The sequence below is a fragment of the bacterium genome, from assembly GCA_035371905.1.
GTDB lineage: Bacteria > Ratteibacteria > UBA8468 > B48-G9 > JAFGKM01 > JAMWDI01.
In genome coordinates, this window is the sequence record DAORXQ010000061.1 from 1 (window position 1) to 10,611 (window position 10,611).

12 protein-coding genes are annotated in these 10,611 nt (G+C 29.2%); 3 read left to right on the plus strand and 9 right to left on the minus strand.

The window, feature by feature from the left end; genetic code table 11:
• Nucleotides 1-86: 86 nt before the first annotated feature.
• Entirely contained in the window at nucleotides 87-1,181 is a 1,095-nt protein-coding gene (locus tag PKV21_06890; GenBank protein ID HOM27215.1) for a uroporphyrinogen decarboxylase family protein, read from the minus strand.
• 46 nt (nucleotides 1,182-1,227) lie between these two features.
• Here PKV21_06890 and PKV21_06895 point away from each other — a divergent pair, with 46 nt between their 5' ends.
• The 3 genes from PKV21_06895 (at nucleotide 1,228) to PKV21_06905 (ending at nucleotide 3,412) form a co-directional block, all read left to right on the plus strand.
• A complete protein-coding gene (locus PKV21_06895; GenBank protein HOM27216.1) occupies nucleotides 1,228-1,620 on the plus strand; it encodes a hypothetical protein in 393 nt (130 codons plus the stop codon).
• An 84-nt stretch (nucleotides 1,621-1,704) separates the two neighbouring features.
• Nucleotides 1,705-3,027 (plus strand): NCS2 family permease, encoded by a 1,323-nt coding sequence (locus PKV21_06900; GenBank protein HOM27217.1) that lies wholly within the window; start codon nucleotides 1,705-1,707, stop codon nucleotides 3,025-3,027.
• Nucleotides 3,028-3,106: 79 nt separating this feature from the next.
• Nucleotides 3,107-3,412, plus strand: a complete 306-nt coding sequence (locus PKV21_06905; protein ID HOM27218.1) for a hypothetical protein — start codon at nucleotides 3,107-3,109, stop codon at nucleotides 3,410-3,412.
• A gap of 17 nt (nucleotides 3,413-3,429) precedes the next feature.
• Here the strand turns inward: PKV21_06905 and PKV21_06910 are convergent, their stop codons facing one another.
• The 8 genes from PKV21_06910 to PKV21_06945 form a co-directional block, all read right to left on the minus strand.
• Entirely contained in the window at nucleotides 3,430-4,722 is a 1,293-nt protein-coding gene (locus PKV21_06910; GenBank protein ID HOM27219.1) for a homoserine dehydrogenase, read from the minus strand.
• Between the two features lie 3 nt (nucleotides 4,723-4,725).
• Nucleotides 4,726-5,457, minus strand: a complete 732-nt coding sequence (locus PKV21_06915) for a hypothetical protein (GenBank protein HOM27220.1) — start codon at nucleotides 5,455-5,457, stop codon at nucleotides 4,726-4,728.
• Nucleotides 5,458-5,534: 77 nt separating this feature from the next.
• Nucleotides 5,535-6,323, minus strand: a complete 789-nt coding sequence (gene trpA / locus PKV21_06920) for a tryptophan synthase subunit alpha (GenBank protein HOM27221.1) — start codon at nucleotides 6,321-6,323, stop codon at nucleotides 5,535-5,537.
• Nucleotides 6,320-7,501 (minus strand): tryptophan synthase subunit beta, encoded by a 1,182-nt coding sequence (gene trpB, locus PKV21_06925; GenBank protein HOM27222.1) that lies wholly within the window; start codon nucleotides 7,499-7,501, stop codon nucleotides 6,320-6,322. Before trpB ends, trpA begins: the two co-directional genes overlap by 4 nt.
• Entirely contained in the window at nucleotides 7,491-8,129 is a 639-nt protein-coding gene (locus tag PKV21_06930; protein ID HOM27223.1) for a phosphoribosylanthranilate isomerase, read from the minus strand. The genes trpB and PKV21_06930 overlap by 11 nt, the downstream gene beginning before the upstream one ends.
• Nucleotides 8,129-9,472: a TrpB-like pyridoxal phosphate-dependent enzyme gene (locus tag PKV21_06935; protein ID HOM27224.1), complete on the minus strand. Its 1,344-nt coding sequence runs from the start codon at nucleotides 9,470-9,472 to the stop codon at nucleotides 8,129-8,131. Before PKV21_06935 ends, PKV21_06930 begins: the two co-directional genes overlap by 1 nt.
• A 19-nt stretch (nucleotides 9,473-9,491) precedes the next feature.
• A complete protein-coding gene (gene trpC / locus PKV21_06940; protein ID HOM27225.1) occupies nucleotides 9,492-10,277 on the minus strand; it encodes an indole-3-glycerol phosphate synthase TrpC in 786 nt (261 codons plus the stop codon).
• Nucleotides 10,270-10,611: hypothetical protein (locus PKV21_06945; protein HOM27226.1), on the minus strand; the 342-nt coding region annotated here is incomplete at its 5' end. The genes trpC and PKV21_06945, both read right to left, overlap by 8 nt.

Sequence of the window (10,611 nt, forward strand, 5' to 3'; positions counted from 1 at the left end):
AAAAACGCCAGAAAAAACACTTGGAATTTTTCAAATTCCAGTGTTTTATACCTGTAGTTGAGCAAGTTTTACGGTTTAAGGTACTTTTAAATTTTAAAACTATATCCTTCTTCAAGCATAATTATAAAATTTTCTGGTGGTATATAATTTGCTATAGAATTTCCAGAACCGAGTATATAACCTGAACCCGCACATTTCTCAAGGATTTTTCTAATATATTTTCTTAAATCATTTTCCTTCAATGTACACAACTTTCCGATATCAACTCCTCCTATTATTCCAATTTTCTCTCCATATTTCTCCTTGAACTTCCAGACAGGTAATATTTCATCTTCAAAAGAATGTTTAGCATCAATCTCAACCTCATTTATTAAGTCATCCATAATTGGTTCAATATTTCCGCAGGAGTGTAAGACATAAATTTTTCCATTTTGATGGGCAAGTTCTGAAAGTTTTTTATGCCATGGAAGAATATATTTTTTGAAAAATTCTGGTGGTAAAAGCATTTGTGTTTTAAATCCCATATCATCTCCTTGAAAAATCCCTATAATTTTTTCTTTTTCAATAAACTTTTTAGTTGCTTTATATATTATTTCTCCAATTTTTTCAGAAGTTTTCTTTACAATTTCTTCATTATCATAAATTAAATAACATAGATTTTCAAAACCAAATAAAAACATTAAGGTCTCAAAAATTCCCTGAGAAATACATAGAAAAATACCCATATTTTCAGGTAAAATTTCGGAGAGATATTCATAAACCCAGATATCTACCTTTTCAGGTTCAGGCCAGGTATAATTTTCAAAATCATTCCAGTTTTTTATAACACCTTCTTTTTCCTCAGCCCATTTTCTTTTGCCTTTTGAGAACAGAGAAGTATCATCTGTTTCTCTTTTCGGTATTTCAAATTTTAGGTTTGAAGTAAATCTGAAATCAGAACTTAATCTTATTGTGTCAAATCCAAGTTTGTAATATAAATTTACAACATTTTGAATTGCTTTTTTCTGTGTTTCATAATCAATGGGTTCAATCCATTTTATTCCAAAATAATCTTCCAATAAAAATTTTAGAATTTCTTTATCAATATGTAGTTCCGCACAATGTATTCTACTTCCCTTAACTTCTCTTAAAAGAACTTTTTTAAAATCATTTAAATCTGGTTCAGGAAATTTTATTTTCATTTGAAACTATTATACAGGATTAAAATAATAAGGTAAAATTAAAAAAATGGAAAAGGAAATAAAAAGATATAGAATAAGACCAAAAACTTACCTGTGTTTAACTCCTGAAGAAGCAATTACAACTGGAATAAGTACAGGAGAACAAATAATTGAGGAATTAATACTTGTTAGAGAATTTACACTTTCTGCTTATATGTATGGAGTTACAAGAAACCTGCCAGAAGAAGAATTAAAAAAAATGAAAGTAGAAGAGAGGGGAGAGAAATTATTTGAAAGCAGGAAAGAAGCTATAAATTATCTAAAAGAAAAAGGAGAAAAATTTTTTTCTCTTTATATAGTTAAAGAAACAAGAATGTTTCCGAGAGAAGAAATAAAATGGGATGAAACAGAAAAATCAATTGAGGATTTTCTGTCCCAGTTAAAAGAATTTGAAAAATAAAACTTAATAAATTCTGAGGTTTCTAAAAAAATTTTTGAAAGTTTTTTGTAAATTTAAAATATTTTCTTAAAACAGGAGAATTAAATGATTGAGAAATATTTTAAATTCAGAGAAAGGGGCACGGATTTAAAAACAGAAATTATCGCAGGAATTACAACTTTTATAACAATGGCATATATAATTTTTGTCCAGCCAGCGGTTTTATCACAAGGAGGAATGGATTTTGGAGCAGTTATGGTAGCAACATGTTTTTCATCCGCAATTGCGACTTTAATTATGGGTTTATATGCAAATTATCCAATTGCTCTTGCTCCTGGTATGGGAGAAAATTTTTATTTTGTTTATACTGTTATTCTTGGAATGGGCATTGCATGGCAAAAGGTTCTTGGAGCAGTTTTTATTTCTGGTATTCTTTTTATAATTCTTTCTCTCTGGAAAGTAAGAGAAAAACTTGTTGAGAATGTCCCTTCTTCTTTACAATGTGGAATAGCAGGTGGAATTGGTTTATTTATTGCATTAATTGGGTTTATACAGAGTGGAATTGTCCAGAAGGGCGGAGTTGTTTTAACAATGGGTAATATTTATCAAAAAGAAGTAATTTTGTCAATAATCGGACTTATAATAATGGGGACTCTTATGGCTTTAAAGGTAAAGGGAAACATTTTAATTGGAATGATTATAACTGCAATAATAGGAATTTGTTCAGGAATAATAAAGTATGAGGGGATAATTGGGAAAATTCCTTCTATTGCTCCAACATTCATGAAACTTGATGTTATTGGTGCTTTAAGAGAAGGGATTTTTACAGTAATTTTCGTTTTTCTTTTTATGGATTTATTTGATACTGTTGGAACAGCAATAGGAGTTGGAGAGGCGGGTGGATTTATAAAAAATGGGAAATTCCCAAAGGTTGAGAGAGTTTTATTATCAGATGCAGTAGGAACTGTTGTTGGTGCAATTTTTGGGACAAGTACAGTGACAAGTTATATTGAAAGTGCAAGTGGAATATCTGTTGGAGGGAGGACTGGTTTTGCTTCTGTAATCACTGCAGTTTTGTTTTTACTCTCTTTATTTTTCTATCCTTTTGTAAAGATGATTGGGACAGGAATTCAAACAGTTGGTGGTATAACCTTATATCCTGTAACAGCACCTGCTTTAATTATTGTTGGAAGTTTAATAATACCAACTATAAGAAAAATAAAATGGGATGACCCAACAGAATCAATTCCTGCCTTTCTTTCCTTTGTTGGAATTCCTTTCACATATAACATAGGAGAAGGAATTGCTTTTGGATTTATATCCTATTTCCTTTTAAAACTTTTCACAGGTAAATACAGAAATTTAAATCCTGTTGTTATTATTGTTGCAGTTGCTTTCATTTTAAGATTTATTCTTTTAAAAAATTAAAATTATTTTACTTCCCATTTTTTAATTAATGAAACTTTTCTAAGTATATTTTCGTCTAAATAAAAAAGGGAGATAAAAAATGACTTGCTGGTTTTTTGATAGAGGTGGGAATTCTCTGAAAGATGCAGTAATAATATATGCTGACAGTTTTGTTGAAAGGATAGGTATTATATTTGATTATTTGAGTTTAAAACATGGAAAGATAGGTTCTGACTGGAGAGTTTTCAGTATTCAACGAATTCGTGATAAAGATAGAAATTACGAAATCTGGAGTATAGAAATTTATAAAGAAAGAAAGATAAAGGAGATTAAGACATATTATTTTGAAATTTCAGGAGTTAAAAATTCAAAAAAAACTGAAACTTTTTTTAAGTTCCTTTCCTGAATAAAAATTGAATCTTTCTACATAAGGTCTTCTTCAACTCTTATAAAAACAGTGGGATTTTTTATTACATCCAGTTTATCTATTTCCTTTATTGCTTTTTTTACATTTTTTTCCTTTGCTTTATGAGTTAGCATTACTATAGGAACCGCTTTTTCTGGATTGTCCTGTTTTTGAATTACAGATAAAATACTTATATCATTATCTCCAAGAATTTTTGCTATTTTTGCAAGAACTCCAGGTTTATCAATTGCTGTAAATCTGAAATAATATTTTGTTTCAATTTCTTCAAATGGTTTTAAAGAGATGATATCTTCTGACACAAAATTTTCTTTAACAAAACCTTCAGAAACAATCTTTTTACTTATATCCACAACGTCACCTATTACAGAACTAGTTGCTGCATTTCCTCCTGCTCCTTCTCCATAAAAAAGTGATTTTCCAATTAAATCACCTTCAACATAAACAGCATTATTAACACCTTCAACTAGAGATAAAAGATGAGTTTTTGGAAGCAGAGCAGGGTGAACTCTTATTTCTATTTGATTTTTTTCTTTTCTACATACTCCAAGCAGTTTAATTCTATACCCAAAATCACTCGCAAATTTTATATCAATTGTTTGTATTTTATCTATTCCTTCAACATAAATTTCTTCAGCAGAAAAAAGTTCTCCATAGGTGATGTATGTAAGTATTAAAATTTTGTGAAGGGTGTCATAACCTTTTATGTCAAGAGTTGGGTCTGCTTCCGCATATCCAAGTTTTTTTGCTTCCTCAATCCCTTTTTCAAAATCAATTCCCTTATGATACATTTCTGAAAGGATATAATTTGTTGTTCCATTAAGTATACCAAGAATTTTTGTTATTTTATTTCCTGTAAAACTTTCTTTTAATGCTTTTATAATTGGTATTGCTCCTGCAACACTTCCTTCAAAACCAATATATACATTTTTTTCTTTCGCTTTTTTAAATAATTCCTTTCCATATTTTGATAATAATGCTTTATTTGCTGTAACAATAGATTTTCCATTTTTAATTGCCTTTGTAACAAATTCGTAAGCATAATCTGTTCCTCCGATTAATTCAACGACTATATCAATATTTTTATTTTCAATTATTTCATCAGGGGATTCAGCAGAGATATCTTTAAATTGATTGAGTTTTCCTTTATCCTTATCAAAAACTTTTAAAATATTTATCTCAATTCCTGTTTTTTCTTTTATAATATTTTTTCTTGAAATTAATTTTTTTATAAAACTTGAACCAACAGTTCCACAACCAATAACTCCAATATTAATAGATTTTTTTTTCATTTTTCAGTAAAGAGAATTTGGAATTGTATTTTTGTATAGTGATTTAGAAGCAAAAAATAATTCATTCTGTATACTCTGAACTTTATTTTCTAATTCTTCTTTTCTAATATTTCTTGTTTCTCTCAACTTTTTTGCTTCTGCATAAAATTTTCTACTTAAAAAATAATTATAGGATGGTTCTATCCCTTTTTTTAATTCATCAAGTGCCTTATCTGCAAGAATAAGTTTAACCTTATATTCATTTTCATAGGTTTTATTAAGAATTTTATTTCTAAGATTTAACACTTCTTTTACTGGTGGTATTTTTTTAACTTCAATTCTAACATAAAAATATTTGTAAATGTCTTCATTTTCTCTTTCAAGTTTTTTGAGTTTTGAAAGATATGTATTAATCTCTATTTTATGAAAAATCTCATTTATTCTATCCGTTGAAAAATTAAATTGCTTTGCCAGGGCAAGTGCTTTTTCAGAAATTTCTTTTACCTTAATATAATCACCTGCTTTAAAGTATTTTTCCATTTCTGTTAAAAGATTTTCAAATTCTTTTTGTTTTTCTTCAAGTAGTTTTCTCTGTTTTTCTTTTTCAAGTTCTTCCTGTCTTCTTTTTTCTTCTTCTACCAGTTTTCTTAATTTTTCAGTTTTGTATTTATTATAATAGAACCAACCACCGCCAAGAATTCCAAATATCAAGAGTACCATTACAATCTTTTTGATTTTTTTCAATAGTTTTTTCATAATTTACCTCCAATAATAATTTTACCTTTCCTGATATAACATTTCAAATAAAATTTTGGCTTATGTTAATTCTTAAATTAAAATACATTTTTTAATTCTTTTTTAAACTGATAAATCAATTCTTCCACTTCATCTATTTTTCCATCTATTATTTTTTGTAAAAAGAAACTACCTATAATTATTCCATCTACATATTCCTTAATCTGTTTTATCTGTTCTTTAGTGGAAATCCCGAAACCAAGAGCAACTGGAATTTCTTTTAAAGATTTTACTTTTTTTATCACATCAATTATTTCCGGATTTAAACTATCTCGTTGTCCTGTAACTCCTGCAACACTTATAAAATATATGAAACCATTTGCCATTCTGGTTATTTTTTTCATTCTTTTTTCAGAAGTAAATGGCGTTAAAAAATAAATTAGATTCATCTCTCTTTTTTTCAAAATTTCTTTAATTTCAAAACTTTCTTCATATGGCAGGTCAGGTATAATTAAACCAGAAACCCCACATTCAACACATCTATCAGCAAATTTTTCAATTCCATATCTGTAAACAGGATTAAAATAAGTCATAAAAAGATAGGGTATATTCATTTCATTTTTAAGTATTTTAGCAAGTTCAAAACATTTATTAGTATTCATTCCATTTTCAAGTGCCTTTGCTGATGTATATTGAATTACAGGTCCATCTGCGATTGGGTCAGAAAAAGGTATTCCTATTTCAATTATATCAGCACCTTTTTCAGCACTTTTTTTAATGATTTCAATTGAATTCTCAAAAGAAGGAAATCCAGCAGTAAAATATAAAATCAGTGCTTTCTCTTTTTTTATCTTCAATTCTTTAAATTTTTTTTCAATCTGTGTCATAAATCACCTTCTATTTTTGCTACTTCCATAACATCTTTATCGCCTCTACCCGAAAGACAGACAACCACTATATCTTTTTCTTTAAATCTGTTTTTATTTTCGATCAGCCAGCCAATTGCATGTGAAGATTCTAAAGCAGGGATTATCCCTTCAAGTTCACTTAAAATATGAAAACCATTTAAAGCAGTTTTATCATCAACAGCATAGTATTCAGCCCTTCCTGTTTCTTTATAAAATGCATGTTCTGGTCCAACTCCAGGATAATCAAGTCCTGCTGAGATTGAATGAGTTGTCTTTATCTGTCCGTAATTGTCCTGCAAAACATAGGAAAAACTACCATGTAATATTCCTTTTTCTCCTTTTAATAGAGTTGCTGAATGTTTATCTGTATTTATTCCTTTTCCTCCCGCTTCAACTCCTATAAATTTTACTTCTTTATTTCTGTAAAAGGGGAAAAACAAACCCAAACTATTGCTTCCTCCACCAACACAGGCGACAAGATAATCGGGTAATTTTTTTTCTTTTTTTAATATCTGTTTTTTTGTTTCTTTACCTATAACTGACTGAAAATCCCTTACAATCATAGGATAAGGATGTGGACCAACTACAGAACCAATTACATAATGAGTTGTTTTAAAATTTGTTATCCAGTCCCTCATCGCTTCATTTATTGCATCTTTCAAGGTTTTACTTCCTGAACTAACAGGAACAACTTTTGTTCCGAGTAATTCCATTCTGAAAACATTTAATTTCTGTCTTTCAACATCTATTTCACCCATATAAACAACGCATCCCATATTTAACAAAGCAGAAGCAGTAGCAGTTGCAACTCCATGCTGACCTGCTCCTGTTTCTGCTATTATCCTTTTCTTTCCCATCATTTTTGCAAGGAGAACCTGACCGAGAGTATTGTTTATTTTATGAGCACCTGTAAATGCTAAATCCTCTCTTTTTAAATAAACTTTAAAACCAAGATATTTACTGAAATTTTCTGCATAATAAAGAGGGGTTGGTCTTCCTGCATATTCTTTTAATAAGTAATTCAGTTTTTCTTTAAATTCTTTTGTCTTTGATATTTTTTTATATGCAGTTTCAAGTTCTTCAAGAGGTCCCATTAATGTTTCCGGAGCAAATCTTCCACCAAAAATTCCAAATTTTCCTTTTCTGTCAGGTAACATTTTTAACCTCTTCTATTAATTTTTTTATTTTTTCAATATCTTTTATCCCTGGAGCAATTTCAACTCCTGAGGCAACATCTATTCCAAAAGGTCTATATTTTTTAATTATATTTTTAACATTTTCAGGTGTTATTCCACCGGCAATAAATATTTTGTTCCATGGTAATTTCCCTTTTTCAATTTTTTCTTTATCTATCATTTTTCCAGTTCCGCCAAAACTATCTTCTTCGTATCTGTCTAATAAGAAGTAATCGGCCATCTTATAATGCTTCATCCTTTTTACAATATCTTCATAATTTTTAACTCTTATTGCTTTTATAATGATTTTATCAGGAAAATTTTTTTTTAATTTTTCTAAAAGCGAAGGCGGTTCATTCCCATGAAGTTGAATTCCATCTATTTTAAGTTTTTTCACAGTTTCAAATAAATTTTTTTCGTCAGGATTTACAAAAAGCCCTATTTTATGGATATTACTCGGTAAATTTTCAATTAACAATTTTGCTTCCCTTTCTTCAACAAATCTTGGACTTTTTTCATAAAGATTTATCCCAATCCATTCAATTCCAAGATTTACTGCATCAATTATATCTTTTCTTCTTTTAAAACCACAGATTTTTATTTCAATCATTAAATTTCAGGTAAATCCTTCAATGCTTCCTTTATTTTTTCTTCTGGATATTCATAATCTTCAAGTTTACCTTCAAAATATGCTTCATAGGCAGATAAATCAAAATGCCCGTGCCCTGAATGATTATATACAATTACCTTTCCTTCAGGAGCATCCTTTGCTTCATCAATAACTGCTCTTATAGCATGTGTTGTTTCTGGTGCTGGTAAAAATCCTTCTGTTTGAGCAAATAGAACTCCGGCTTCGAAACATTCTCTTTGATGATATGCTACTGCTTCAACAAGTCCAAGTTTATATAAGTGACACAGTAAAGGAGCATCTCCGTGATATCTTAAACCTCCGGCATGAATTCCAGGAGGAACAAAACTATGTCCAAGAGTATACATTTTGAGTAAAGGAGTTGTACAGGCAGTATCACCAAAATCATATCTGTAAAGTCCTTTTGTTAATGTAGGACATGCTTTTGGTTCTACTGCTATAAATCTTATGTTTTCTCCTTTTATTTTATCAGGAACAAAGGGAATTATAAATCCTCCAAAATTACTTCCACCACCAACACATCCAATTAGAACATCTGGTTTTTCTCCAATAAGTTGGAGTTGTTTTTTTGTTTCAAGCCCTATAATGGTTTGGTGAAGTAAAACATGATTTAGAACACTTCCGAGAGAATATTTTGTGTCTTCTCTTTTAACCGCTTCTTCAATTGCTTCTGATATCGCTATTCCTAAACTCCCCGGTGAATTCGGATTCTGCGAAAGAATTTTCCTTCCAAATTCAGTTTTATCTGATGGAGAAGCATACATAGTTGCTCCCCATGATTGCGCAAGTAATCTTCTGTATGGTTTTTGATAATAGGATACCTTTACCATGAAAATTACACATTCAAGGTCGAAAAGTTTACATGCAAAAGCAAGAGCACTTCCCCATTGGCCTGCACCTGTTTCGGTTGTTAATCTTTTTACCCCTTCAATTTTGTTGTAATATGCCTGAGCTATTGCTGTATTCGGTTTATGAGAACCAGGTGGAGATACAGATTCATTCTTAAAATAAATTCTTGCCTTTGTTTTCAATGCTTTTTCAAAATTTCTTGCCCTGTGGAGAGGAGTTGGCCTATAAATTTTATATGCATTCAAAACTTCATTTGGAATTTCAATCCATCTTTCAGGTGCAAATTCCTGCATAATTAAAGACATTGGGAAAATAGGCGCAAGGTCTTCCGGTTTTACAGGTTCTTTTGTTTTTGGATGAATTACAGGTGGAAGTGGTTCCGGTAAATCAGGAAGAATATTATACCATGCCTGTGGCAATTCCCTTTCAGACAGATAAATTTTATTTTCTTCCATTTTCTTTTCCTCCTTTCTTTTAATTTTTTAATTCTTTTATTTTCTCTTCTACATTCTTACTTTTTAAAATACTTTCTCCAATCAATACACCTTTCAAACCCAAATTTTTTAAAAGCAAGACCTCTTCTTTCTCTTTTATACCACTTTCACTTATGACAATTATTTTATCAACTGGAATATGTTTAATCAAGTTTAATGTATTGTTTATATCAACTTTAAGTGTTTTCAAATCTCTATTGTTTATACCAAGTATTTTGTCTTTCCATCTCTTGATTAAATTAGAAACTCTTTTCCAATCATTGATATCAAATATTTCTATTAAAATTTCAATGTTTGTTTCCTCACAGATTTTTATAAATTTTTCAAGTTTTCTATCTTCAAGTATTCTAACTATCAAAAGGATAAAATCAGCACCATAATATTTCCCTTCATAAATCTGGTATTCATCTACAATAAAATCTTTCATCAGAACAGGAATTTCAACTGATTCTTTTACAGTTTTTAGGTCATCTATAGAACCAAGAAAATATGGTTCACAGGTTAAAACAGAAATACCACTAACTCCGGATTTTTGGTATTTGATAGCAGTTGATTTGAAATCTAAATTATTATTAATTGTACCTGCAGAAGGAGATGCTCTTTTTAATTCAGCAATAATTCCAAACTCATTCTTTAAAGATTGATAAATGCTGTATTTTTTCTTTAAAGAAATCATTCCTATCAATTTTTCAGTAGGTAAAATTTTTTTCTTTTCTTCAATTATTATTGATTTTTTTTCAATAATTTCAGAAATTAAATCACTCATTTTTTTCCTTTTCTATCTGTTTTATAAATTTTTCTGCAATTTCTTTTCTTTCAGGATATTTTTCTTTTATTATTTTCCATTCTTCAATTGCCTTCTTTAAATTTTTTTGTTTCATATAAATATGTGCTTTAAGATTTTCTATATAAAAAGGATGGTTATAATTCTCGGCCTTTTCAAGATATTTAAGAGAATTTTCAAAATCATTTTCATTATAATAAAACCATGCAATTTCCCAGTATAATCTATAATCGTCGGGTTTTTTCTCTATCCCATTTTTCATAAATTCAATTCCATATTTTTTTATTTCTTCTTCTTTTTTATTTCCTCTGTACTT

Coding starts and splice junctions, on each gene's coding strand:
- PKV21_06900 (HOM27217.1), top strand. CDS start 1,705: ATGATTGAGAAATATTTTAAATTCAGAGAAAGGGGCACGGATTTAAAA.
- PKV21_06895 (HOM27216.1), top strand. CDS start 1,228: ATGGAAAAGGAAATAAAAAGATATAGAATAAGACCAAAAACTTACCTG.
- PKV21_06930 (HOM27223.1), bottom strand. CDS start 8,129: ATGATTGAAATAAAAATCTGTGGTTTTAAAAGAAGAAAAGATATAATT.
- PKV21_06905 (HOM27218.1), top strand. CDS start 3,107: ATGACTTGCTGGTTTTTTGATAGAGGTGGGAATTCTCTGAAAGATGCA.
- PKV21_06910 (HOM27219.1), bottom strand. CDS start 4,722: ATGAAAAAAAAATCTATTAATATTGGAGTTATTGGTTGTGGAACTGTT.
- PKV21_06890 (HOM27215.1), bottom strand. CDS start 1,181: ATGAAAATAAAATTTCCTGAACCAGATTTAAATGATTTTAAAAAAGTT.
- PKV21_06935 (HOM27224.1), bottom strand. CDS start 9,472: ATGGAAGAAAATAAAATTTATCTGTCTGAAAGGGAATTGCCACAGGCA.
- trpB (HOM27222.1), bottom strand. CDS start 7,501: ATGTTACCTGACAGAAAAGGAAAATTTGGAATTTTTGGTGGAAGATTT.
- trpC (HOM27225.1), bottom strand. CDS start 10,277: ATGAGTGATTTAATTTCTGAAATTATTGAAAAAAAATCAATAATAATT.
- trpA (HOM27221.1), bottom strand. CDS start 6,323: ATGACACAGATTGAAAAAAAATTTAAAGAATTGAAGATAAAAAAAGAG.
- PKV21_06915 (HOM27220.1), bottom strand. CDS start 5,457: ATGAAAAAACTATTGAAAAAAATCAAAAAGATTGTAATGGTACTCTTG.